This is a genomic window from Mycobacterium sp. 1165196.3, assembly GCF_001673415.1.
GTDB classification, from domain to species: Bacteria; Actinomycetota; Actinomycetes; order Mycobacteriales; family Mycobacteriaceae; genus Mycobacterium; species Mycobacterium europaeum_A.
This window is the reverse complement of record NZ_LZLU01000076.1, coordinates 1-24957: the sequence shown is the minus strand read 5'-3', so window position 1 is coordinate 24957 and position 24957 is coordinate 1. Positions and strand designations below refer to the sequence as shown.

General features: G+C 68.2%; 20 protein-coding genes. 9 read left to right on the top strand and 11 right to left on the bottom strand.

All coding sequences use genetic code 11. The features are described 5' to 3' along the window. Nucleotides 1-4 precede the first annotated feature (4 nt). Nucleotides 5-1012 (bottom strand): Lrp/AsnC family transcriptional regulator, encoded by a 1008-nt coding sequence (locus A5659_RS07830; protein WP_066866394.1) that lies wholly within the window; start codon nucleotides 1010-1012, stop codon nucleotides 5-7. 99 nt (nucleotides 1013-1111) lie between these two features. Here A5659_RS07830 and A5659_RS07825 point away from each other — a divergent pair, with 99 nt between their 5' ends. Then, the gene (locus A5659_RS07825) at nucleotides 1112-1852 is read left to right on the top strand and encodes an SDR family oxidoreductase (RefSeq protein ID WP_066866441.1); all 741 of its coding nucleotides are present in this window, start codon (nucleotides 1112-1114) and stop codon (nucleotides 1850-1852) included. A 14-nt stretch (nucleotides 1853-1866) separates the two neighbouring features. After that, nucleotides 1867-2724: an LLM class flavin-dependent oxidoreductase gene (locus tag A5659_RS07820; RefSeq protein ID WP_066866392.1), complete on the top strand. Its 858-nt coding sequence runs from the start codon at nucleotides 1867-1869 to the stop codon at nucleotides 2722-2724. A gap of 204 nt (nucleotides 2725-2928) precedes the next feature. Here A5659_RS07820 and A5659_RS07815 read toward each other — a convergent pair whose 3' ends face one another. Then, nucleotides 2929-3282: a hypothetical protein gene (locus tag A5659_RS07815; RefSeq protein ID WP_156748903.1), complete on the bottom strand. Its 354-nt coding sequence runs from the start codon at nucleotides 3280-3282 to the stop codon at nucleotides 2929-2931. 145 nt (nucleotides 3283-3427) lie between these two features. Continuing rightward, nucleotides 3428-5413: a molybdopterin-dependent oxidoreductase gene (locus A5659_RS07810; protein ID WP_066866388.1), complete on the bottom strand. Its 1986-nt coding sequence runs from the start codon at nucleotides 5411-5413 to the stop codon at nucleotides 3428-3430. A gap of 128 nt (nucleotides 5414-5541) precedes the next feature. On the opposite strand from A5659_RS07810, the gene A5659_RS07805 reads away from it, so the two are divergent. Then, nucleotides 5542-6849: an NRAMP family divalent metal transporter gene (locus A5659_RS07805; RefSeq protein ID WP_066866386.1), complete on the top strand. Its 1308-nt coding sequence runs from the start codon at nucleotides 5542-5544 to the stop codon at nucleotides 6847-6849. A 14-nt stretch (nucleotides 6850-6863) separates the two neighbouring features. Here the strand turns inward: A5659_RS07805 and A5659_RS07800 are convergent, their stop codons facing one another. From A5659_RS07800 to A5659_RS07790, 3 genes are all read right to left on the bottom strand, one after another. Beyond that, nucleotides 6864-8225, bottom strand: coding sequence for a hypothetical protein (locus A5659_RS07800; RefSeq protein ID WP_066866384.1), 1362 nt, complete (start codon nucleotides 8223-8225; stop codon nucleotides 6864-6866). A 116-nt stretch (nucleotides 8226-8341) separates the two neighbouring features. Continuing rightward, entirely contained in the window at nucleotides 8342-9571 is a 1230-nt protein-coding gene (locus A5659_RS07795; RefSeq protein WP_066866440.1) for a cytochrome P450, read from the bottom strand. A 150-nt stretch (nucleotides 9572-9721) separates the two neighbouring features. Further along, complete coding sequence (locus A5659_RS07790) at nucleotides 9722-10609, bottom strand: NYN domain-containing protein (RefSeq protein WP_066866382.1); 888 nt, start codon at nucleotides 10607-10609, stop codon at nucleotides 9722-9724. A 47-nt stretch (nucleotides 10610-10656) separates the two neighbouring features. Here A5659_RS07790 and A5659_RS07785 point away from each other — a divergent pair, with 47 nt between their 5' ends. After that, nucleotides 10657-11535: an alpha/beta fold hydrolase gene (locus A5659_RS07785; RefSeq protein ID WP_066866379.1), complete on the top strand. Its 879-nt coding sequence runs from the start codon at nucleotides 10657-10659 to the stop codon at nucleotides 11533-11535. Here the strand turns inward: A5659_RS07785 and A5659_RS07780 are convergent. After that, complete coding sequence (locus tag A5659_RS07780) at nucleotides 11532-12791, bottom strand: cytochrome P450 (protein ID WP_066866377.1); 1260 nt, start codon at nucleotides 12789-12791, stop codon at nucleotides 11532-11534. The genes A5659_RS07785 and A5659_RS07780 overlap by 4 nt on opposite strands. 94 nt (nucleotides 12792-12885) lie before the next feature. Beyond that, nucleotides 12886-15108, bottom strand: a complete 2223-nt coding sequence (locus A5659_RS07775; RefSeq protein ID WP_066866375.1) for an FUSC family protein — start codon at nucleotides 15106-15108, stop codon at nucleotides 12886-12888. A 111-nt stretch (nucleotides 15109-15219) separates the two neighbouring features. Between A5659_RS07775 and galT the strand changes: the two genes are divergently transcribed. The 4 genes from galT to A5659_RS07755 all read left to right on the top strand — a co-directional run bounded on the left by galT (nucleotide 15220) and on the right by A5659_RS07755 (nucleotide 19040). Continuing rightward, entirely contained in the window at nucleotides 15220-16326 is a 1107-nt protein-coding gene (gene galT / locus A5659_RS07770) for a galactose-1-phosphate uridylyltransferase (RefSeq protein ID WP_066866373.1), read from the top strand. Beyond that, the gene (locus A5659_RS07765; RefSeq protein ID WP_066866371.1) at nucleotides 16323-17417 is read left to right on the top strand and encodes a galactokinase; all 1095 of its coding nucleotides are present in this window, start codon (nucleotides 16323-16325) and stop codon (nucleotides 17415-17417) included. The genes galT and A5659_RS07765 overlap by 4 nt, the downstream gene beginning before the upstream one ends. Continuing rightward, on the top strand, nucleotides 17414-18169 hold the full coding sequence (locus A5659_RS07760) for a Mut7-C RNAse domain-containing protein (RefSeq protein WP_066877616.1): 756 nt from the start codon (nucleotides 17414-17416) through the stop codon (nucleotides 18167-18169). Before A5659_RS07765 ends, A5659_RS07760 begins: the two co-directional genes overlap by 4 nt. A gap of 184 nt (nucleotides 18170-18353) precedes the next feature. Next, the gene (locus tag A5659_RS07755; protein ID WP_067180228.1) at nucleotides 18354-19040 is read left to right on the top strand and encodes a PAS and ANTAR domain-containing protein; all 687 of its coding nucleotides are present in this window, start codon (nucleotides 18354-18356) and stop codon (nucleotides 19038-19040) included. A gap of 12 nt (nucleotides 19041-19052) precedes the next feature. On the opposite strand, the gene A5659_RS07750 is transcribed toward A5659_RS07755, so the two are convergent. Both A5659_RS07750 and A5659_RS07745 read right to left on the bottom strand, forming a co-directional pair. After that, entirely contained in the window at nucleotides 19053-19538 is a 486-nt protein-coding gene (locus A5659_RS07750) for a hypothetical protein (protein WP_066877618.1), read from the bottom strand. 40 nt (nucleotides 19539-19578) lie between these two features. Continuing rightward, entirely contained in the window at nucleotides 19579-20256 is a 678-nt protein-coding gene (locus A5659_RS07745) for an LpqN/LpqT family lipoprotein (protein ID WP_066866365.1), read from the bottom strand. Between the two features lie 202 nt (nucleotides 20257-20458). On the opposite strand from A5659_RS07745, the gene A5659_RS07740 reads away from it, so the two are divergent. After that, on the top strand, nucleotides 20459-23092 hold the full coding sequence (locus A5659_RS07740) for a GH92 family glycosyl hydrolase (RefSeq protein ID WP_066877620.1): 2634 nt from the start codon (nucleotides 20459-20461) through the stop codon (nucleotides 23090-23092). A 4-nt stretch (nucleotides 23093-23096) separates the two neighbouring features. Here the strand turns inward: A5659_RS07740 and A5659_RS07735 are convergent. Then, nucleotides 23097-24957, bottom strand: a 1861-nt coding sequence (locus A5659_RS07735; RefSeq protein ID WP_066866361.1) for a lysylphosphatidylglycerol synthase transmembrane domain-containing protein, incomplete at its 5' end; no start/stop codon positions are given.

The window sequence follows — 24957 nt, the reverse complement described above, 5'->3', positions numbered from 1 at the left end:
CGGCTCACCGCCCAGTGCGGAAGGGGCGGGAGTTGATCAGCCTTCCTTGGGCCACCAGCGATCCGTGCTGCTTGAGGCGTTGAGTGCGGATGTTGACCTCGTAACTGAGAATTTCCGCGATCTGTCCGAGTTGCTCACTGAGGTACCGGTACAGATCATCGATGTCCCGGCAGATCGCAATCGCCACAAGGTTTTTGGTCCCACTAATGGCGCCGGCGAAGGCGATGTGGTGGTGCGCAGCGATGCGCTCGCCCACGGATTGGATGTCGCGGGGCGCTACTGTCAGCCACAGCATCGCGCTGAGCTGGTGGCCGAGTCGTTCCGGTAACACGTCGACGTCGAAGAGCAGGGCGCCGCCGGCTTCCAGCGCCCCGAGTCGCCGGCCCACTCTGGCCACCGACCAGCCGGCGCGTGCGGCGAGTTTCGGTTGCGACGTCCGGCCGTCCTCGGCGAGCGCCTCGAAGATCGGGCGGTCCGCGGCAGTGGGCGAGCACCGCTGAGCGCCGGGCATCCGACCGGTTCGCTCCGCCAGGATCGCTGCGGCCTGCCGGTCGGTGAGGGTGCGGCCGTAACCGGTCCACGGTGCACTGTGAGGCTGCCCGAACGAATGCAGCAGCAGGTCGATGGTGATGTCGGTGACCGAGGCTGTTCGCGGGAGTAGCTTCAGGAGATCCTCCCGGGTGTCACCCACCGGCGCACGGATGACGCAAACCAGGTCGGTCCATCCCGCCAGCACGTTGGCATGAGACACGTCTGGCCGGCGCACCAAGGCGTCGGCCAGCTGCTGGATGCGTTCGGGTGCGGCGCGCATCCGGCACACCCAACTCCCCTCCCCATCGATCCACCGGTTCTCCAGCCCGACAACGCGCACCACGCCGTCGCGGCGCAGCCGATGGTAGCGACGCGCGACCGTTTGCTCAGTGGCTTCGACGACGGTGGCGATCCGGCGAAACGACACCCGAGGAGCCAGCTGCAGGGCATGCAGAATCTGCGCGTCTAAGTCGTCAAGCACAACGAAAAGTATGCGTCGATCGCGGTCTGGGTGAGGACTTCTGCACAATTTCGCCGCAACGATCGCAAGTTCACCGCCGTCGCTGCGAGCCTGAAGTCCATGAAGCCGACAGGAAACACCATTTTGGTCACCGGTGGCGGCACCGGAATCGGTCGCGGCCTGGCCGAAACCCTGCACCGAGCCGGCAACCAGGTCGTGATCGCCGGACGCCGTCGCGGCGTGCTGCAGGCCGTCGCCGATGCCAACCCGGGCATCGAATACCGCCACTTGGACCTGGCGGAGCCGGACAGCATCAACCGGTTGGCCGCTGAGCTGACCGGCAGCCACCCCGGTCTGAACATCCTGATCAACAACGCGGGGGTGATGCGCTCCGAGGACCTGCTAACCACCTCGGCGGACATCGCCGAGCAGACGGTCGCGGTCAACCTGCTGGGCCCGATACGGCTCACGGCGGCACTGCTACGCACGCTGCTCTCCCAGCAGCACGCCGCAATCGCCAACATCACCTCCGCTTTAGCGTTCGTCCCCAGAGCGGACGCGCCGAGCTACTCAGCGACCAAAGCGGGCTTGCACGCCTACACCCAGTCGTTGCGCCACCAATTGCGTCACACCCGGGTCCAGGTCATTGAGATCATCCCGCCGCGGGTCCAGACCGACATGCTTGCCGAACGGGGCGATGGCGCGGCCACGATGTCGGTCAACGCCTTTGTCGCCGAGGCATTTTCGCTGTTGCACGGCCGGCCTGACGCCGCAGAGATCGTGGTCGATGCCGCCAAACACGTGCGATTCGCCGCCCGCGACGGCAACTACGACGACGTCTTTGCGGCAATCAACTCATAAGGAGCGATATCGCCATGCACATTGGAATCGGACTGCCCAGCCATATCGCACACGTGCCCGGGCCGTTGACCGCCGAGTGGGCGCGTCGAGCCGAACGGCGCGGTTTCGCGGCACTAGCCGCCATAGACCGGCTGGTCTACGAAAGCCTCGACTCGCTGGTCGCGATGTCTGTAGCCGCGGGCGCGACCACAAACATCGGCCTGACGACCAACGTGCTGCTGGCTCCGCTGTACCCCGCGGTGCCGCTGGCCAAGCAAGTCGCCACCCTTGCCGCCGCATCCGGTGGGCGGCTCACCCTCGGCCTGGGCATCGGCAGCCGACCCGATGACTACACCGCTGTCGGCGTGGACTATCGCCGGCGCGGGCGCATCCTCGACGAGACCGTGGCCGTGGTGCGCGCAACGTGTGACGCCCACACCGTGACGGGCGATAAGCCGCTGACCCCTGCGCCCGTGCGGATTCCGATCCTGTTCGGCGGGCGAGCGGACGCGACGATCAGCCGCGCGGCCGCGATCGGTGACGGCTGGACCGCAGGGGCGTTGCGTGACTACGCCAACCAGTCTGCGCTGGCCGATCGGGTGCGGGTGGCATGGGCGGAGGCGGGCCGCGCGGGACGCCCGTGGCTTGCGGCCAGCGTCAACTTCGCTTTCGGCGATGCCGACACCATCGCTATGGGTCGCTCCCATCTGCAGCGCTACTACGGCTTCAAGCCTGACTTCGCCGCCCTCAACGTCGCCGACATGCTCAGCTCGGCGGACGAGGCGATCGAGACCGTGCGCGCCTACCGCGACCTAGGTTTCGACGGAGTCATCTTCCATCCGTGTGTCGCCGAGATCGACCAGGTCGACCGCCTAGCCGATGCGGTCTTCTGATGACGTTCACCGAGAGCCGTTGCGGCCACGTTGTCGGTACGGCCGGGCGACACTGACATCTCACCGCGCAGCATCGACATGATCGCGGCCCACGACACCCTGTCACGACTGGGCACATCGGACAGCCGACGCGGTGATCTGTGGTGCAGATGACTTCCTCGTCTGCCGATTCATCGAGCGGTGCAAGACCTGACCGGAGCCAGTTCAAGCGCCCGCGGAAGACGCTGCAGCGCGAATTCGGTCCGCGACCTTCGCCGCCCCGAAGCAGCGGAATTTGGTCACCCGGTCACCGGTGTGTATGGCGATGATTTTGGTGAGAACGCCTGGCAATAGTTCGACGGATTCGACCGAGCGGAGGCCGACGATGATGTCCAGTTGTCCCGACTGGATCGAGCGGTTGAGGGCGTTGGCGTGGAACTGAACATCGGTCTCGGTAACGGTGAGCCGGCCGCCGACCCACAGACCACCGTGGCGGCGGCGGTAACGGTCCAGGACCCGTCTATTGATCGACGTCGTCGGTACCGTGACGTCGACATCGGCGATCAGCGCGTTGGCCACGCGGGAAATGATCACCGTCACCGATTGCCCGCCCATCTAATCGACTGAACCCTCGATGCTTGATTATCCGCAAGCTGTTGCGTCACAAACTGTCTGCCTGCGCCGACTGCCCGACGTCACCAAGCAGAGCCAGGGATCTGTCCGCCTAGGCGGGGTGCAGGCTCACGGGAATGCCGGAGTAGCGCACCATGCCGGTCACCACATCGATATCGTCCTTGTTGGTCAGGCGGTTGACGTTGGCGACGTGGTGGCCGTGCGGGATCGACACCGCTCCGCGCCGGATGGAGTCGTCGACCTTTGCGATGCCGGTCAGTTCTCCGCTCGTGCTGCGGACGGTCACCCTCTGGCCGGTTATGACCCCGGCCGCTGCGCCGTCGTCGGGATGGATGAGGATCTCGGGCGCCTCACCGAGAAAGTCCAGCTGCCCGTTGAGCTTTCGGCGCTGCCGGCGCGGCACCATCACCAGGGGTGCGGGCGGTTCCAGCGCGGCGAGCTGGTCGACCAGCAGCGGCGGCGCCAGCCGCCAGCCCCCCATCCGCGCGACATGTTCGTCGACCCAGGCCGCCGGTAACTCGCGCGGAGCCTCGGCCCAACCCGCCGCCGCTACCTCCTCGAAACCCGTTCGCGCGCCTGCCAATAGGACGGCCAGCACGTCGTCGTCGGTGCTGGTGTCGGGGTTCCCGAGATTGCCGAGGTCATAGCCGAGCCGCCGGCCGAGCTCGGCGAACACCCACCACATCGAGCGCCGCTCGCCGACCGGGGCCACGACGGCCGGGCTGTACTGCACCGACACATGCGAACTCAGGATGTCGTGGATGGTGATGTCGGGCCGCTCCAGCGGATCCTTGGTGGGCAGGACGTGGGTGGCCAGTTCGGTGGTCTCGTTGTTGATGATCTCGGTGGTGGCGAACACCTCGAGGTTCTGCAGGGCCGGAATCAGCTTGCCCGTCTCGGGGAACGAGGTGACCAGACTGCCGCCGACGTTGATCAGCGCGCGGATGTTGCCGGCGGCGATTTCGTCGGGCAACACCGCGCACGGCCACTCGTTGATGAAGGCCTGCGCCTCGGGGCGGCTGCGCGGACCGGGACCGAAGACACCCTCGATCGGCGTGACGGGCAGGAACTCGCCGAAAGTCTCCAGCTGGTAAGCGAATCCGGGATGAAACCACGTCCCGCCGGGCCGGTTCATCGCGCCGGTGAGGATCATCAGCACCCACGCGAGCCACTGCGTGACGTTGGCGCGTTCGGCCGTCATGGTGACACCGGTGCCGGTTTCCACCGCGACGCACTCGGCGGCGCGCACCGCCTCGCACAGCCGGAGCAGGTCGGCTTCCGCGACATCGGCCAGCGCTGCGGTGTGCTCGAGGGTGAACGGCGCCACCGCGGCGGACAGCGCGTCGATGCCCTGCACCGGTACATCGGATTTCATTCCGTCGCACAGGATTTCGCGTACCAGATAGGCCAGCACCGCGTGGTCGGTGCTGGGCCGCGGCGCCAGATGGGCGGTGGCCAGCCGGGCGGTCTCGGTGCGGCGCGGGTCGATCACCCACACCTGACCGCGCCGGGCGATTTCGCGCACCGTGCCGGTCGGGTTGGGCATCGAGATCGCATGGCCATGCGACACAACGGGATTGACGCCAACCAGCAAAAGGAAGTCGGCGTTGTCCAGGTCGGTGCGGCCGGACAGCCCCATGAACCCGCCGACTAGATCCGAGACCAGCGGCTTGGCGGTGCCGTCGATGGTCAGCGGGCTGAACTTGGCCGGCGTGCCGATCGCGGCGTGCAGGGCCTCGGCCATCCGGAAGCCGGCGCTTTCCATGGTGGAGAAGTAGAACGCGACCGACGCCGGTCCGTGCCGATCGATGATCTCCTTCAGCCGGGTGCCCAGGTCGTCCAGGCAGGCGTCCCAGGTGGCGTCCTGCAACCGCCCGTCCACCCGCATCCGCGGACGCTCGAGCCGATCGGGGTGGTGGTGCAGCTGCGGCAGCGCGCGGCCCTTGGGGCAGGTGTAGCCGTGCGAGAAGGGATGGTCCTGATCGCCGCGGACGCGGACCACCTCGTCGCCGTCGACGTCGACGAGGATGCCGCAGACCGAGGTGCAGACGCGGCAGAAGCTACGCACCGTTTGCATACCTGGGTAACGTACTCTCGCTTTTCGAGAAGGCCTATCGCATTTTCGAGAATGGTTGTGCGTTTTCGGTCAATGGCGCTCTCCGGGATAACGCCCGCGGTTAGGCGACCCTTAGTTATCATCGCCGGGTGACCGAGACAACCACGCAACCGGTGGCCGACGGATTCGGCGACCGGCCGCCGGTATCGCTGCGAACCCGTGGCCGGTGGCTACGGTGGGGACTGCTCTCGGTGTGGGGGCCCGGCCTGGTGGTGATGCTCGCCGACACCGACGCGGGCTCGCTCATCACCGCGTCGCAGTCCGGGGCCCAGTGGGGCTACCGGATGGTGCTGCCGCAGCTGATCCTGATGCCGGTCCTCTACGTCGTGCAGGAGATGACCGTGCGGCTCGGCATCGTCACCGGACGCGGCCACGGCTCGCTGATCCGGGAGCGGTTCGGCCGCGGCTGGGCGTGGCTGTCGGCCTTCACGCTGTTCGCCTCCGCGATCGGGGCGCTGCTGACCGAGTTCGCCGGCGTCGCCGGGGTCGGCGAACTGTTCGGCGTCTCGCGCTGGGTGAGCATTCCGGTCGCCACCGCCGCCCTGCTGGGGCTGGCGCTGACCGGCAGCTACCGGCGCGTCGAACGCATCGGCCTCGTCGTCGGCGCGGCCGAGCTGGCGTTCCTGGTGGCCATGGTGATGGCCCGGCCCGATCCGAGGGCGCTGGTGGACGGTCTGTCGTCGATGCCGCTGGGCAACTCGTCGTACCTGCTGTTGGTCGCGGCCAACGTCGGCGCGGTCATCATGCCGTGGATGATCTTCTACCAGCAGGGCGCGGTCGTCGATAAGCGCTTGTCGGAGAGCACGATTCGACAGGCTCGCTACGACACCGCGTTCGGCGCGGTGCTGACCCAGCTGATCATGATCGCGGTGGTGATCACGATGGCTTCCACTATTGGGACCATCGGAAAACACGGCGGCGGGGCGGAGCTGGAAACCGTCGGCCAGATCGCCCAATCGCTGACGCCCTATCTGGGCCACGTCGGCGGGACGGTGCTGTTCGGCCTGGGCATGCTGGGCGCGGCGCTGGTGGCCGCCATCGTGGCCTCGCTGGCCGGGGCCTGGGGGCTCGCGGAGGTGTTCGGCTGGAAGCACACGCTCAACGAGCGGCCCAACCGTGCGACCGCCAAGTTCTACGTCACCTACGCGCTCGCCCACATCGTGGGCGCGGTGCTGGTGTTGGCCAGTGTCGACCTGGTCAACCTGGCGGTCGACGTCGAGGTCATGAACGCGCTGTTGCTGCCGATCGTGCTGGGCCTGCTGCTGGCGCTGGAGGCCAGGGCGTTGCCCGAGCGGTGGCGCATGCGGGGGCTGCACAAATACGTCACCCGCGCACTGTGTTTCGTGACCATCGGCTTCGGTCTGTACATGGTGCCGCAGGCCCTCGGCCTGTTCTAGTGCGCGACCGAACGTCAGAACCAGGGCCCGGGGTAGTGGCCGTCCTGGTCTTGCACCATGACGATTTCCTTGCACTCGCCGTTGGCGCCCGGCGCCGTCTCACCGCGACACACCAGCGTCCATCCGGAGATCCGCTCGAACGGGCGTAGCGCCCAGTTGGGTGCGACGGGATCGGTTGCGGGCAAGGCGATCACGGAATTCGTCCCGCCGGTGCCGGTGATGTAGAGGTGGTCTTCGAAGAACGCCAGCTTGGAGACCGACAGCTTCTTGGCGTCGTCGCGGCTCTTTTGGAAGTCCCATTGTTGGGTGCGCAGATTCCAGACGCCGAAGCCGAATTGCGAAGTGTCCGAACCGTGGCCGTCGACGAACAGCTTCCCGTCGGACAGCGCCGCGCTCAGCCCACCGCCGGAAATCCGGTCCGAATCACCGATCTTGATGATGGACTTGGCGTTGAGGTCGTAGAACATCGTCGACAGCGCCGGGGGGTTATACGAATCCCAGTGCGTGAGCTTCACCAGTTTGTTCGGCCCGTCGGTCAATTCGGCGTCGACGGACTGCACGTCGTTGTCCTGAAAGATCGCCTCCCCGCTGGGCCGGCGCAACTCGGCGCCGGATGTCTTGCCGGGTTCGGTGTTGCGCTGGAACGCGAGCACGTCCTGCCAGACCCGGCCGGGCTGCGGATCGGTCCAGATCGTCGACAGGTCACCGCCGGACAGCACGACGGTGCGCGGCGGCGACGCGGCGCCGTGGCCGTCGGTGAAGGCGTTCAGCCACGCCACGCCGGAGGCGGTCGATCCCAGTCCCCAGTCCTTGGGTGCGGTCGGCTTCAGGTCGAGCGACGGCGGCTGCAGCTCCTTGGTGGCGACCTGCTGGCCCGATTTGGAGTCGTAGACGTACGCGGTGGTTTTGGTGGCTGCGGGCGCGGGTGGCTGCGCCGGCCCGGTGGTGGCGACGAGATAGACGACCTTCATGTCGTCGGCCGTGCCGGTCAGCGCGCACATGCCGCCGATGAGGCTCTCCCCGGCCGGCACGGTGGGGATGGCGGGCGCGACGTATTGCCCGGTCTTCGGGTCGAAGATTTTCGGCCGGATGTCCTCGAGCGCCGATTTGCCGGCCGAGAATTTCTCCGGGCAGCCGAAATAGGCCGTGCCGCCGTAACTTTTCCAGTCCTTTTCCAGCGGCCCGGTGATCGGTGCGGGCGGGGCCGCCGCGCGGGTGCTGGTCTTGGAGACGGATGTGGAGGTGGTGGCGGTGAGCGGGGGCGGCGCCGCGGTTTCCGAACAGGAGGCCAACGCCAGGCAGGCCGCCGACGCGACCGCGGCGCGCCGGTAGCGCGACCGGCGCCGCCACCGGGCACGCGCCCAGGCTGCACGCATCGAAAACCCCCATTACGTTCGTGTAACCAAGCAGCGTAAAGCCGCCCCGATGCGGCCGCGACTCGGGCGTATGGCGCGCTTTGTCACAACCTGCGCCCGGCGGAAGGGGCCGATGGTTACCGGTCGAACTCGATGGGCAGGCTCTTGGGACCGCTCAGGCTCACCATCGGCTTCCACGGTGCCGGTCCGGCGATGCGCGGGTGGCGCAGCCCGTTCGCCAGGACGTTCAGCGCTTCGGCGATCTCGCGCCTGGCCAGGTTCGCGCCCAGGCAGTAGTGCACCCCGCCGCCGAACGTCAGGATGGGCGGCGGCGCCGCGCGGGTGATGTCGACCCGGTCGGGGTCGTCGTACACCACCGGATCACGGTTGGCGGCAAAGGTATTCACCAGTACGGCGGTGCCGGCGGGAAACGAGTAGCCGTCGAGCTCGGCGTCCTCGACCACCAGCCGCAGCGTGCCGCAGGCGATCGGCGAGTGCCGCATGGTCTCCTCGACGGCACGCATCGCCAGCTCGGGACGCTGCTGCAGCAGCTCCCACTGGTCAGGATGTTCACACAGGACCTGCACCGAGGCAGCCACCTGGTTGCGGGTGGTGTCCGTCCCCGCCAGCAGCAGTCCGCCCGCCAACATGCGCAGCTCGGCGGCGTCGAGGCGGTCGCCCTCGTCCTCGGCGCGGATCAGGTCGGAGAGCAGGTCATCGGTCAAGCTGTGCCGCCGCCGGGCGACCATCTCGTCGACGTAGTCGTCGAGCTGGCGCCACGCGCGCATCACGACCGGCTCGACCGCGCGCAGGTCGACGGTGAAGCTGAAGGCCTTGAACACGTCGTCGGCCCACAACGAAAACTGTTCCCAGTCCTCGCGGGGCGCGCCGAGCAGCGCGCAGATGATCGGAACGGGGTACGGGCGGGCGATATCGGTGACGACGTCGCAGCGGCCCGCGGCCGCCACCCGGGCGACCAGCTCGTTGAGCACCCCGACCATGGTGTCGTGCAGGCGCGCGACCGTGCGCGGGGTGAAGGCCTTGGAGCACAGGCTGCGCAGCCGATGGTGCGCGTCACCCTCGAGGCACAGCAGGCTGTTGGCCACCTTGTCCCACAGCGGCCCCGAGTCGATGCCCTGGGCGAGCAGGTTGATGCCGGGCGGGATCTGGAATCGGGGATCGCGAAGCACGGAACGGACCAGGTGATAGGAGAGCACCTCGGGCCCGTGCGGTCCCAGCGCGACGGGGGCCCGCCGCTGCGCCTCGCGCAGTCGCGGGTAGACCTGGGCGGGCGTTTCCTCGGGGTCGTAGGACAGCGTCGGCAGGTCGGCCTCGAAAACGCTTGGGGGAGCGGCACCGACGGTCATGACGGTCTCCTTGGTTCCGCACAACGTGCGGACGACTTTCGAATAATGTATGGCCGGTGCCCAGGGGTGTCAACGATATCGGCGCACTGATGGACGAAGCGCCATACATCCAACGGGAAATGCATGGCGGCATCGCGCGGGTCGCGATCCTCAATCCTGCGCGCGCAGCCGCACCGTCCGCGTCGTCGAGGTCTCGTCCAGCTCGACGACGTCGGACCGCGACCGCAGGAAATCGCTGAACGAGCGGAATCCCAGGGATCTTTCGCTGAACGACGGGTCCATCCGCTTCATCTGGGCCTTCACCGCGGAGTTGTGCAGCCACTCGACGTCGTCTTTCTCCAGGCCGATCCGCAGCGCGCGGGTGAGCAGCGCGGTCGCGGCGGCCTGCGGGTCGGGCTGCTCCTCGGGCTCGTCGGCTTCCTCGGGCTGGGCCGACTTGCCGCGGCCGGCCGCTTTCTTCGGCTTGGCCGATCCCGCGTCGGCGGGCACCGGAACGCCGGGCAGCGCGTCGTAGATGACGAACTCGTCGCAGGCCGCCGCCAGCGCCCGGCTCGACGCGCCGGCCACCCCGATGCCCACCACGTACCGGCCCAGCCTCTTGCAGCGCTGGGCCAACGGAATGTAGTCGGAGTCACCGGCCACGATCACCACGTGGGTCAGGTCGGGCAGCCGGAACATGTCCTCGACTGCGTCGACCGCCAACCGGATGTCGGCGCCGTTCTTGCCGTACGCCGCCGCCGGGAACAGCTGCACCAGGTCGACCGCGCGGCCCACCAACTGTCCGCGGTACCCGGCGTTGATATCCGCCGACCAGTCCGCGTAGGCCCGGGTGAGCACCAGGGTCCCGAAGGACGACGCGAAGTCGAGGATCGCGCCGACGTCCACGGTCGCCCGGTCCAGCCGCTCAGATTGCTGCTCGAGGCCCTTGGCCTTGTCCCGCTGAAACGAGTTCCGACCGTGAATCTGGTCATATCGGGAGATCACGATGTTGTCGAAGTCGAGGTAGACGGCCACGCGGGTCGCAACCGGTTCGGTCATGCACTAGATCATCGCTGTAGGCAGCCCAAAGCGGGTACCCAGGGCGGATGAGTGAGGTGAAGGTTCTCGACCTGCACGGCGATCGCATCGCGTACCGCGACGAGGGTGACGGCGAGGTGTTGCTGCTCATCCACGGCATGGCGGGCAGCGCGGAGACTTGGCGGTCGGTGATACCGCCGTTGTCGAAGAAGTTCCGGGTCATCGCCCCGGACCTGCTCGGCCACGGCGAGTCGGCGAAGCCCCGCACGGACTATTCGCTGGGCGCATTCGCGGTCTGGCTGCGGGATTTCCTGGACGAGCTCGGCGTCAGCCAGGCGACCCTCGTCGGTCACTCCCTCGGTGGCGGGGTGGCGATGCAGTTCGTCTATCAGCACCCCGACTACGCCAAGGGGTTGATCCTGATCAGCAGCGGCGGCCTGGGCCCGGACGTGGGATGGGTGCTGCGGCTGCTCTCTGCACCCGGGGCGGAGCTGGTCTTGCCGATCATCGCGCCGCCACCCGTCCTGTCCGTCGGCAACAAGCTGCGGTCCTGGCTGCGCAGCGCCGGCATCCAGTCGCCGCGCGGTGCCGAGCTGTGGAGCGCCTACTCGTCGCTGTCGGATGGCGAGACGCGACAATCGTTCCTCAAGACGCTGCGATCGGTCGTCGACTACCGCGGACAGGCCGTCAGCGCGCTCAACCGGCTGCGGCTGCGCGAGGAGTTACCGGTCATGGCCATCTGGGGGGAGCGCGACGGCATCATTCCCGTCGCGCATGCCTACGCCGCGCACGAAGCGCGCACCGACGCGCGGCTCGAGGTGCTGCCCGACGTGGGCCACTTCGCGCAGGTGGAGGTGCCCAATCGGGTGGTCGAGCTGATCGAGGACTTCATCGCCGCGGGGGAGCGCCGGGAAACCGAGCGAGAGCAGCCTTTCCAGCCCAGCTAGCGCCCCGCCGGGCAGGTCCCGCGGTAGTCGACCTGCCAGTGCTTGATCCCGTTGATGAAGGACGACCGCAACCGTTCGGGATCGCCGGCCGGCCTCAGATCGGGCATCTGGTCGGCGATCGCGTTGAACATCAGATCGATCGTCATGCGCGCCAGGTTGGCGCCGATGCAGTAATGCGCTCCGGTGCCGCCGAATCCGACGTGCGGGTTGGGGCTGCGCATGATGTCGAAGGTGAACGGCTCGTCGAAGACCTCGTCGTCGAAGTTCGCCGACCGGTAGAACAGCACCACCCGCTGGCCCTGCTTGATGGCCACGCCGCCGAGTTCGGTGTCCGTCATCGCGGTGCGCTGGAACGCTGTGATCGGGGTAGCCCAGCGGATGATCTCGTCGGCCGCCGTCTGCGGCCGCTGTGCCTTGAACAACTCCCACTGGTCCGGGTGGTCGGTGAAGGCCATCATCCCCTGGGTGATCGAGTTGCGGGTCGTCTCGTTGCCGGCCACGGCCAGGGTGACCACGAACATGCCGAACTCGGCCTCGGAGAGTCGCTGCTCCTCGGAATCGGCCTCGATCAGCGTGGTGACGATGTCGCGATCCTTCGGGCCGGGTTCCTCGGCCTTGCGCGCCGCCAATTGCATGGCGTACCACATCAATTCACCCGCCGACGTCAGCGCGTCATTGCCGGCGAACTCCGGGTCGTCGCTGCCGATCATGTTGTTGGTCCAGTCGAACAGCTTGTCGTAGTCCTCCGTCGGCACACCGAGCAGTCCCGAAATGGCCTGCAGCGGCAGCTCGCACGCCACCTGCCGGACGAAATCGCCCGAGCCGTGCGCGGCGGCGTCGGCGGTGATGCGTCGCGCGCGTTCGGTGAGTTCGGCGCGCAGCCGCTCGACCGCCCGAGGCGTGAAGCCCCGCGAGACGATCTTGCGCAACCGGCTGTGCTCGGGGTCGTCCATCATGATCATCGACGCCCGCCCCGCCTCGATCTGCCCCTGCGCCAAGTCTTCCCGGTAGCGCGGCACGATCGACTTGGTGGCCGACGAGAAGACATCGCTGCGCAGCGACACCTCGCGCACGTCGCGGTGCTTGGTCACCACCCAGTAACCGCCGTCGCCGAAGCCCCCTTGATCCAGCGGCTGCTCGTTCCACCAGATGGGTTGCGTGGCACGCAGTTCGGCGAACTCCTGCACCGGAAGCCGACGGGCGTAGATGTCGGGGTCGGTGAAATCGAAGCCCGGCGGAAGGTTCGGTGTCGCCATCGGATTTCTCCTCGACTGCTGCCCTGGCGGTGGCGGTTAGCACGATGCTAGCCGCGTGCGTGCGGATCGCCTAGCAAATCTGCGAGGCACCGGATCAGCGCGACGCGGGACTGGCGGTCTTGACGCTCTCGCGCCCACCGAGATTGGTGGCCGCGGTGATGATGGCGCGCTCGATCTGGCGCAGGGCGTGCACGGCGGTGAGGAACCGCCGGGTGTCGGGGCTCATGGCATCGCGGCCGTCGCCGTCCTGTTGCCGGGCCACCGTCTCGGCGGCGTCGAGTTCGTCGGCCGCCGAGGTCAGCGTCGGTGCGTGGCCCCCTTCGATGGCTTCCTGCAACGCTTCGATGTTGCGCCGCGTCTGGTCCGCGGCCGCCGAAAACGCTTGCGCCAGTTCCGAGGCCAGCGAGGGTGACCCGACCGGATCGCGATACTGCTCGGCGCTGCGCGCCAGGCTTCGACCGTACCGGTCGCAGGCGGTGAAGATGCGCAGCGCGCGGCGGATGCTGCGCCGGCCGGCCAGCCCGGCGACCCCGGCCAGCAACGGCTTGGCGGTGACCCGGAACTGCTGTAGATCGCGACCGACCTGACGCGCCTGCTCCGAGGGGCTGGCGCTGTCCGCCTCGCCGAACATCGTCGCGGCCGACACCTCGATCAGGGCGGACAGGCTCGTCAAGAAGGCCCGGGTGTCGATGCGGATCGCGGTTCTGGTGTTGGTCGGCAGCACCAGGACCGCCACCGTCGCCCCGATGACGGCACCGATCGCCGTCTCTTCGATGCGCAGCATCAGCACGCCGAACGAGAACTGGCCGAGCAGGCCGTACAGCAGCGCCAGCATCGTGGTGATCCAGAACGTCATCAAGCTGTAGGTGACCGTCATGAAGTAGAAGGCGCAGAACAGGCACACGAAGATGCCGGCCAGCGCGGCGGTCTTGTGGCCGGTCAGCAACGTGGCCACCAGCACGCCGCAGGGCACGCCGAGCAGCGTGCCGAGCAGCCGTTGCCAGCCCTTGGTCAAGGTTTCGCCCCAGGAGTTGGTGCCGGCGAAGATGACGAACGCGGCGATCACCGCCCAATACCAGCGCGCGGGCGACACCAGCTCGCCGACGACGATGGCCAACGATGCGGCGACCGACACCTGGATGGCCTGCCGGGTGGTCGGCGGCAGCCCGGTGGACGGCTCTTCCTCGGTGGCCTCGTCGGGTTCGTCACCCTCGGGCGCCGCCGGGGAGGTGGCGGCGTCGTCGAGGGGGCGGCCGGTGGTGGCCCGGTCGACGATCGCCCGCACATCGGAAGTCGCTGTGGCGGCGTTGATTATCGCCAGGGCCAGGCGCCGCACGGCGGTGGCGCCCGAGTCATCGCCGGCCGGGTCCGAGGCGGGGCCGCGCTGCTCGTCCAGCAGTCGCTGCGCGCGGTCGGCGGCCCGGCGCAGCCCGTCGGGTTCGGGGAGCCGGATCGCTCGCGCCAGCTCGGTCAGCGCGTCGACGAGCGCGGCCCGGGTGGGTGCGGGGATGGCGTCCGGGGCCTCGCAGGCAAGGACGGCGGCCCGTCGACCGGCGGTGGCCACCCATTCGATGGCCAGCTCGGCATCCAGCAGCCAGGGGGCCAGTTGCTCGGTGGTGACGCCGGGCCACAGGGTGGCGGGGTCGGCCTTGTCTTCGATCTGGCTCTGCACCAACAGGGCGGTCTCGTTGAGCCGGATGGTGCGGGCCCGCATGCGGCGGCGCCGCCGCTCATCGAGGCGGCCCGTCCGCACCGCTTCGGCGGTGGTGTCGATGACGATCGCCATCCGGGCGCGCAGGGCCCGAACGGTGTCGCGCAACACCCGCTCCGGTCGATCGGGCATCACGTAGGTGCTCATCACGAACGTGCACACGGTGCCCACCGCGACCGCCCCGATCATCCAGGGCAGCTCCGCGAGGCGGGCGTGCAGATACAGCGTGAAGAAGTAGGACATGAACGCGACCATGCCCAGCGCCCTGCCCCGCGCCCCGAAGCGGCGGATGTACGCCGCGGTGAAGACCACGGCCACGAACACGACGTCACTGGCCACCAGGTGCGGGGCCAGCACCGCGGCGGCGGTGATGGACACCGCGGCCGGCAACGGCAACAGCGCCATGGTGATTCGCTGCTGGCGCGGGTCGGGTTCGTTGACGGAGCGTGACGCGACCATGGTGATGACGACGCCCAGCAGGGCGACGGTCAGGGGTTGTCCCGTCGCCTTGGTCAGGATGAAGAGCGCCAGCAGGGAGAGGCCGAGCGCGGCCGTCGTCCGGGTCGCCATGCGCAACCGAAGCAAGCCAGGATCGGAGCCGATCACCCAATTGCGGGCGCGTTCGTAAAGAACAGTTATTCCGATGACCCCTCTCGTGCGCTTACCCCCCATGGTTACCCGAACCGCGCCACGGCGACCAAAGTAGTCTTCGACATCGTGACCGAGCCGACGCGCGCGCAGCTGGCTGACGGTCGTGAGCTGCTGTTCTTCGCGCTGCCGGGGCATCACCCGGCGCCGGTCGAAGATCGCCGGCCGCTGCCGTCGCGTGCCGCTGAGCCCTCCGCGCAGTCGCAGCTGCGGTTCGACCGGTCCACCGGGCAGTGGGTGATCATCGCGGCGCTGCGCCAGGACCGCACCTACAAGCCGCCACCCGAGGCGTGCCCGCTGTGCCCGGGCCCGACCGGGCTGACCAGTGAGGTGCCCGCGCCCGATTACGACGTCGTCGTCTTCGAGAACCGCTTCCCCAGCCTGTCCGGCGCGCTGCCGTCGTCGCCGGTCTCGCCGCCCGTGCCCGCCGACGACGGCTTTGCGGCCGCGCCCGGGCACGGCCGCTGCGAAGTGATCTGCTTTTCGGCCGACCACACCGGATCCGTCGCCCAGCTCGAGCCGGCGCACGCACGGCTGGTCGTCGAGGCGTGGCGGCATCGCACCGCCGACCTGATGGCCAGGCCGGGCATCGAGCAGGTGTTCTGCTTCGAGAACCGCGGCGAGGAAATCGGGGTGACGTTGACCCACCCGCACGGTCAGATCTACGGCTACCCCTATCTGACGCCGCGCACCGCCGCCATGCTGGAGCAGGCCCGTCTGCATCGAGAACGCCACGGCGGCAACCTGTTCGCCGACCTGCTGGCCCGCGAGGTCGAGGCCGGCAGCCGCGTCATCGCGCGCAACGAGTTGTTCACCGCGTTCGTGCCGTTCGCGGCGCGCTGGCCGGTGGAGGTGCACATCTACCCGAACCGGTTCGTGCGCAACCTGACCGAACTCGGCGAGGACGAATCCTGCGCATTCGTCGACGTGTACCTCGACGTGCTCAGGCGCTTCGACCGGCTGTATTCCGCGCCGCTGCCCTACATTTCGGCGCTGCATCAGTACGCCGACACCGCCGCCCAGGCCGAGGGTTACTTCCACGTCGAATTGATGTCCATCCGGCGCAGCGCCACCAAGCTCAAGTACCTGGCGGCCTCCGAATCGGCGATGGATGCCTTCATCGGTGACGTCACGCCGGAAAGCGTGGCCCAGCTGTTGCGGGGCCTCGCGCAATGACCACGCCGATCCGCTACGCCGCCCCGGGGCGGATCAACCTGATCGGCGAACACACCGACTACAACCTGGGTTTCGCGCTGCCCATCGCGCTACCGCAGCGCACCGTGGCGACGTTCACGCCCACCGACGACGACGCGATCACCGTCGTCAGCGACCGCGCCGATGCCCCGGTGCGCGTTCGGATCGGCACCGTTCCCGGCGAGGTGGCCGGCTGGGCGGCCTACGTGGCCGGGGTGATCTGGGCGCTGCGCCAGGGCGGCCACCCGGTGCCGGGCGGCGCCATGTCGATCACCAGCGACCTGCACATGGGCTCGGGTCTGTCGTCGTCGGCGGCGCTGGAATGCGCGGCGCTGGGCGCGATCACCACGGCCGCGGGTGTCCGCATCGACCCCAAGGAACAGGCCCGGCTGGCCCAGCGCGCCGAAAACGAATACGTCGGGGCGCCAACGGGTTTGCTCGATCAGCTGGCCGCGCTCTGCGGCCGCGACGCGACGGCGGTGCTGATCGACTTCGCCGACCTCACCGTCACGCCGGTGGTTTTCGACCCGGCCGCCGCGGGTGTCACGCTGTTGCTGATCGACTCGCGGCAGCGCCACAGCCACGCCGGCGGCGACTACGCGGCGCGGCGCGCGTCGTGCGAGCGGGCGGCGGCCGAACTGTCGGCGTCCTCGCTGCGTGAGGCCGCCGATCGTGGGCCCGTCGACCTGACGGCCGTGCGCGATCCCGCCGACGCCCGGCGCGCCCGACACGTGCTGACCGAAAACCAGAGGGTCATCGATTGCGTTGCGGCGCTGCGTAATTCGGACTATTCCGAAGCCGGGAGGATCTTCACCGCCTCGCACGCCTCCATGCGTGACGACTTCGGCATCACCACCGAACGCATCGACCTGATCGCTGAGACCGCGGTGCGCGCGGGCGCGCTGGGCGCGCGGATGACCGGCGGCGGCTTCGGCGGCTGTGTGATCGCGCTGGTGCCGCACGAGCGCGCGAATGCGGTCGGCGAGGCGGTGCAACGGGCCGTGGCCGACGCCGGGTTCGAGCAGCCCGTCGTCACCCGAACCCGCGCGGCCGCGGGCGCGGGACCGGCGTGAGCGAGCCGACCGGCTACATCGAAGTTCGGGCATACGCCGAACTCAATGACTTCGTCGCGGCGCCGTTGCGCGGGCACACCGTGCGCCGGCCCTTCAAACCCCACCAGAGCGTCAAAGATGTGTTGGAGGCGATGGGAATTCCGCACACCGAGGTCGACCTCATCCTGGTGAACGATGCGGCCCGGGGGTTCGATTACCGCCCGGTCTCCGGGGACCGCGTCGCCGCCTATCCGGTGTTCGAGGCGCTCGACATCGGCCCGACCGGCAGGCTTCGGCCCGTGCCGTTGCGCGACCCGCGCTTCGTCGTCGACGTCAACCTCGGCCGGCTCGCGTGGTTGCTGCGGCTGTTCGGGTTCGACGTGTGGTGGTCGAACGACGCCGATGACCAGACCCTGGCCGAGATCAGCGGCGCGCAGCGGCGCATCCTGCTGACCCGCGACCGCGGCCTGTTGAAGCGCCGCGCCGTCACCCATGGCCTGTTTGTTCGCTCGGACGATCCGGAGGAGCAGGCGGTCGCCGTGCTCCGCCGGCTCGATTTGGAGCGACGGCTGGCGCCGCTGAGCCGGTGTGTGCGCTGCAACGGCATGTTGGCTCCGGTCGCCAAGGAGGACGTGATCGATGAGCTGGAGCCGCTGACCCGCGAGCACTACGACGACTTCAGCCGGTGCACGCAATGCGGCCGCATCTATTGGGCCGGGTCGCACCACGCGAAGCTGGTCGCCCTCGTCGAACGCCTGCGGCGCCGGATCTGAACGCCAAACTTACTCGCCCGGCAATTTTGAGATTCCGGGCATGACCAGTGGTCAGAAAATGTAACCTAACCCTCATGGGGGTATCCCACTCCTGCATGTGCAGTACCGGTTTTCCCGCCCGGGCGGTAGCGATCCAGCTGCGATCGCTACCAAATTCTGCCGCCCACTACGCGAAACGTCAGCCGTGGCTTGGAATCTAGACAGCCAAGCCGCAGCGATCGAGCGGGGGCTGGCCGGCGCCACCCCACAATCCGTGGGCTGGTTCCGCTTCTACTTCGAAGGCCACCGCTGGGTATGGTCCGACCAGGTCCAGCGCATGCACGGGTACCAACCCGGCACGGTGACACCCACCACGGAACTGGTGCTGTCGCACAAGCATCCGGCCGATCGTCCTCAGGTGACCGACGGCATCAACGACATGATCAGGCGTCGTCAGGCATTCAGCACACGGCATCGCATCGTGGACACCGGCGGCATGATCCATCACGTCCTGGTGGTGGGCGACCAATTCTGCGATGACGACGGCAACGTCGTCGGGACGCACGGCTTCTACATCGAAGTCACGCCGACGCCCGCGCGCAGCCGCGAGGAATCCATCAGCGCGAAGGTCGCCGAAATCGCCGGGCGCCGCGGCGTGATCGAGCGGACCAAGGGCATGCTGATGCTGATCTACGGCATCGACGAAGACGCCGCGTTCAACGTGCTCAAAACGCTGTCCCAGTCGGGAAACACCAAGCTCGGACTGCTCGCCCAACGGATCGCCGAGGACTTCTCGGCGCTGGGCAAAGAGGTCATCACCGCGCGCTCGCGATTCGACCAGCGCCTGCGGGGCGCCCACCTGCGCGCGCCCGAGAGCGGCGACACCACCTGAGCGGGTGCGGTGCTAGGGCGCCGGACTCAGCCGCACCGCACCCAGATGCAGCCGGTCGACCGCCTCGGCGAACTCGTCGCGGGTCGGGATGCGCTGGTCGCGAAACTTCAACCCGATCATGCGCTGCGCGCGCTGGACCCCGTAGGACTCGGCGCAGCGCACCAGCAGGTCGGAGACGACGGCCCGGTCGCGGATGAGCTCGCCGCGCATCGCCGTCGTCTTGCCGTCGTAAACGACCTGGACCGGTCCGCCGTCGCGGAAGTTCTGCTTCCACGGATTTCCGGTCAGCGCGTACAGCTCGCCGTCAATCACATGGGCGCTCAACGGAATTGAATAAGCGCGTCCCGTCTTTCGCCCGGTGAAACTCAGCACCATGAACTGCTTGCGGGCCAGCCCGGCCAGCGGGCTGCGCAGCAAGAACCCCATCACCGGATTGACCAGACGCATCAGCGCCGACGGTGGATGACCGGCGTCCACCGCATACGACTGCTCTGTCATGCGTTCACCGTAGAGGCAACCGCGCCCCGCGGCCCGCCATTCAGCCCGTGATGGTGGTCTGGTCGTCGATGATGTTGGTGGCGTCCATCAGCGGGCCCTGGTCGCTTTCCAGCCCGTCGGCGTTGAGCTGCAGCACGTAGACCGCGCCCTGGCTGGGGATCACCACGGTTTTCTGCGCGATGACCCGGGTCTGGCCGCCCCGCTGGTACGTGCCGCCCACCTGCCAGGCCTGGAAGCCGCCGAGCGTGGACGCCGAGCCGTTGCCGGTGCCCTGGTATCCGGGCAGATTCTGCACCTCGCCCGGAGCGAATTGGATGAGCTTCGCGGGATCGACATTGCCGCTCAGCTTGGAGTACAGCGCCGAGACGGTCGGCGGATCGGCGGGATTGGCGGGCTGGCTCTGCACGATGCCGCCATACGAGGTGCCGGAGTTCTGGTTGAGCTGCCAGCCCGCGGGCACCGGCAGGTCGACGTTCGGGCCGGGGTCGCCGTGGTGCACGGGTGTCTCGGCGATGTTGTTGTCCTTGACGTAGTCGGCGATGGTGTACTTGGCCTTCGCCGCGGGTGGCGCGCCGGTCTGCGACGACGTCGACGTGGCAGACGACGTCGTCGTCGAAGTGGAAGTCGACGCTTTATCGCCGGATTTGTGGTCGTGGCCGCAACCGACGAGCGCCAGACTGAGCGCCACGGAAATGGTTGCTAGCGTCAAATGTTTCATCGATCCAATCTCCCGAAAATTGGGCTGGTACCAGCGCCAGCCGTGCTGGGCATGACAGTAACGGAAAAACCTCGACGGTTTGCCGGTATCTTGTGGAGTTTTTGCCCGCGACTCGGTGCGGCCCCAATAGTTGTCCAATTCGCCGGCCGAAACGCCCCACGAATACGGCGTTTTCGGTTCGTTAGCGGAGTATTAGACAGGTATGCGGTCGCGGCGGGCCCTCATTGCGGTCATCGCGGCGTCGGCTGTCTTCATGGTCTTCATCGCGGCGGCCCCACCCAGGGGATACGACGGTCCGCCGGTGTTCGTGGCGAATCCGGTCGACCACGTCGCCACGCTCATCGGCACCGGGACGGGCGGCGAGACGGTCGGGGAGATCAACAATTTCCCCGGTGCCACGGTGCCCTTCGGGATGGTGCAGTACTCGCCGGACACCGTCGGCAACTACGCTGGCTACAACTACGACAACCCGCGCGCCACTGGCTTCAGCATGACCCACGCGTCGGTGGGATGCGCTGCGTTCGGCGACATCTCGATGCTGCCGGTCACCGGCGGGATCGGTCGGCAACCCTGGAATGCCACCGAAGGCATCGCCCACGACGACAGCGAGCAAGGCGTCCCCGGTTATTACGCGGTGCGGTTCCCCGGCACCGGCGTGAAGGCGGAACTCACCGCCACCGCGCACACGGGCGTCGGCCGTTTCAGTTATCCGCGCAACGGCCGGCCCGCGCTGCTGCAGGTGCGCTCGGGCTCGTCGTTGGCGGGCAACTCGCGCGCGACCATCCAGATCGGGGAGGACAACACCACGATCACCGGTTGGGCCACCAGCGGGGGATTCTGCGACAAACCGAACGCCTACACGGTGTACTTCGCGATGAAGTTCAGCCAGCCCTTCACCGGCTACGGGTCCTGGGACGGCACCGCCGTCTACCCCGGCGCCCGCAGCGCCAACGCGCCGTATGCCGGCGGATACGTCGAATTCCCGGCCGGCTCGACGCTCGAGGTGCGCACCGCGGTCTCCTACGTCGGGATCGAGGGGGCCCGGGCGAACCTGGCGGCCGAGGGCTCGGCCGGCTTCGACGACGTTCGCGGCGCCGCGTCCCGCGACTGGAACGCCGCGCTGTCCCGCGTCTCGGTGGCCGGCCGCAACGTCGACGACCTGAGCACCTTCTACACCTCCCTGTATCGATCCCTGTTGCACCCCAACATGTTCAACGACGCCGACGGACGCTACGTCGGGTTCGACGGCTCCATCCACACGGTCGCCGCCGGGCACACGCAGTACGCCAACTTCTCCGACTGGGACACCTACCGGTGCCTGGCGGCGCTGCAGGCGTTGCTGTTTCCGGAGCGGGCCAGCGACATGGCCCAATCGTTGGTGAACGACGCCGAGCAGAGTGGAGCGCTGCCGCGCTGGGCGTTCGCCAACGCCGCGACCGGGGAGATGAGCGGGGACAGCGTGACCCCGCTGATCGTGAATTGGAATGCGTTCGGCGCCAATGACTTCGACACGCAAAAGGCGTTGCGCTACATGGTGGACGGGGCGACCAAAGGCGGCGTGGGCCTGGCCGGTTACGTCGAGCGTCGCGGCATCGGCACCTACCTGCGGTTCGGCTATGCGCCGTTCACGTTGGAGTTCGGCCGCAACGGCTGGATCGCCGACGCGTCGATCACCCTCGAGTGGTCGATCGACGACTTCGCGATCTCCCGATTCGCCGACTCGCTGGGTGACGCCGCGACCGCCACCGAATTCGCGAACCGGGCGCAGTATTGGCAGAACCTGTTCAACCCCACCACGCGATACGTCTTGCCGCGCAGCTGGACCGGCTTCTTCCGCCCCGGTCCCGGGTTCGTGGTGGCCCCGGAGAACTTCGGCCAGGTCGGCTACGACGAGGGCAATGCCGAACAGTACGTCTGGTCGGTCCCCCACAACGTGGCGGGACTGGTGACCGCGCTCGGCGGCCGCGCCGCCGTGGCCGACCGGCTCGACCGCTTCACCGACAAGCTCAATGTCGGTCCCAACCAGCCCTACCTGTGGGCCGGCAACGAACCGAGTTTCGGTGTGCCGTGGCTGTACAACTACATCGGTCAACCATGGAAGACCCAGCACGCCGTGGACCGGGTGCGCGGGCTGTTCGCCCCGACCGCCGACGGTGAGCCGGGCAACGACGACCTGGGCGCGTTGGCCAGCTGGTACGTGTGGGCGGCGCTGGGGCTGTACCCGGCCACCCCGGGAACGCCGATCCTCACCGTCGGCGCGCCGTTGTTCGACCGTGTCGAAATCGCGCTGCCGGCAAACAAATTCATCCGGATCTTCGCGCCGGGCGCCTCGGGACCGCACCACCTCAAATACATCAGCGGCCTGAGGGTCGACGGGCAGGCCACCGACCACACGTCGCTGCCCGAGTCGATCATCCGCACCGGCGGCACACTGGCGTACTCGCTGGCCGCCTATCCCGACAAGCATTGGGGCACAGCGCAATCCGATGCGCCGCCGTCGTTCGGGGCCGGCAGCTCGGCGGTGGCCGTCAACGTTGCTCAACCCGTCGTCACGATCGCGCCCGGGAGCACGGGCACCGTCACCCTTGATGCGCAACGCATGACCGACACCGCCGACGGTTACACCGTCGCGGGCACCTCCTCCGATGTCGGGATCGGCGTGCGGCCGGCATCGGGTCAATTCCGCGCCGACGGGTCGGCCAGCGTCACCGTTTCCATCTCGGTCGCACCGTCGGTGCCCGAGGACTTCTACCTGGCGTATTTGACCACCACCGTCGGCCGAAGCGTGCGCACCTCAACGGTTCTCGTGGTCGCACAGGCCGAATCCGAGAACTAGGTCCTCAGACCATCTCGTTTTTGGTCAGCCACCGCATCACTGGCCAGCCGACGAAGACCGGCAGCCAGCAGGTCAGCACCCGGTACAGCAGGACCGAGGGCACGCCGACCGCCGCCGGCACCCCGAACGCGGCCAGGCCACCGATCAGCGCCGCCTCGACGGCCCCGACACCGCCGGGCGTGGGAGCGGCGGAGGCCAACGTGCCGCCGACCATGGTGACCACCGTGACGGCGACGAAAGTCGTTCCGCCACCGAAGGCTTCGATGCTGGCCCACAGCGCCAGCGCCGCGCCGAGGGTGGTGCCCGCACAACCCAGCAGGATCAGGGCCAGCCGCCGCGGTTCGCGGGCCAGCTTGACCAGATCGGTCACCACCTCGTTCAGCTTCGGTCGCACCTCGGTCGCCAGCCACTTGCGCAGCGTGGGCACGAACAGGAACGCACCGACGATGCCCAGCGCGATCCCGGCGATCAGGTACAGCAGTGTCGCGCTCGGCACGAAATGCCGCAGGTTCATCGAGGCGCCGGCGGCGGCGCTGAACAGCACCAGCAGCGCCAGGTGGGCGATCACCTGTACCGACTGCTGCAGCGCCACCGCCGCGGTGGCCCGCATCGCCGACAAGCCGCTCTTTTGCAGGAACCGCGTGCTCAGCGCCAGACCGCCGACGCCCGCCGGGGTGGTGGTGGCGGCAAAGGTGTTGGCCACCTGCGCGATTGACAGCGTCCAGAAGTTCACCATGCCGTCGGCGCAGGCCCATAACGCGGCTGCCGCACCGGCATACGTGAGCGCCGACACCAGCAGCCCCAGCAGCGCCCACGACCAGTTCGCCGTCCGCAGTTGGGAGAAGAACGTCGGTGCCGTGCTGATGAACGGGTAGGCGACGTAGACCAGCGCGCCGAAGAGCACCAGCTGCACGATCTGGCTGCGGGTGAACCTGGTGATGGTCGCAGGCTTGATCTGGTCGGCGCCGGTTTGGCGCTTGACCTCGGCCCGTGCGCCGGAGATGACGGTTCCAGAGTTCGGTATGGACCGCCGAATAAACCGTGGCACAGCGACTTTCGTGAGCCGGCGCGAAGCGGACAGGATGGTGTCCTTGCCGAACACCTCGATCGCCGCGCGCACCGCGGACTTCGGCTCGTACAGCGCGGACGTCGTCACCAATAGCTGCGCGATGTCGGATTGCAGTTGGGCCTCGGTGGCCCCGTATTCGGCACTTCCGAACCCACCGAACATCACGGTGTCGTCCTCCACGGTGATGTGGTGGCTGCGCAGGTCACCGTGGGCGATCTGGCGGTCGTTGAGGACTTTCAGCGATTCCCACAGCCGGGCAACGGGAGTCGTCGTCGCGCATTCGTCAATGGGGGTGCCGAGCGGGCGCCGGTGCGAGTACAGCATCCAGCCGCGGTCCAGCGGCGCGACCGCGACCGTCGCCGTGTTGGCCAGGCCCGCGTTGCCGATGGCGATCGCCATCAGCGCGCGGTGTTCGACGGCGCGGCGCATGGAGGTCACTAGGGGCGCGGTTTCGGCGTCGCGCAGCTTCAGCTTTCCCCAGAGCTGGCGCAGCGCTCCGCCGCTGCGTTGATGCGGGCCGTACAACTCGATCAGCGCCGTGTCACCGAGATGTTCGCCCTCCGCCGAAAGGATCAGCGGGCCACGGCCGGCCGGCCGGACCACGGTGAGCCGCGTGACGGTGAAGCCCGCCTTGGCCAGGGCGCGCACCGCCGCGTCCAACGGCACCTCGAGCGCGGGCGTGCCGACGACGAGCACCACCAGCGCGCCCACCACCCACCCGACCGCCAGATCGCCCACGGTGACCTGCGCAGCCACCACATCACCGTGGAGGACGACACCGTGATGTTCGGTGGGT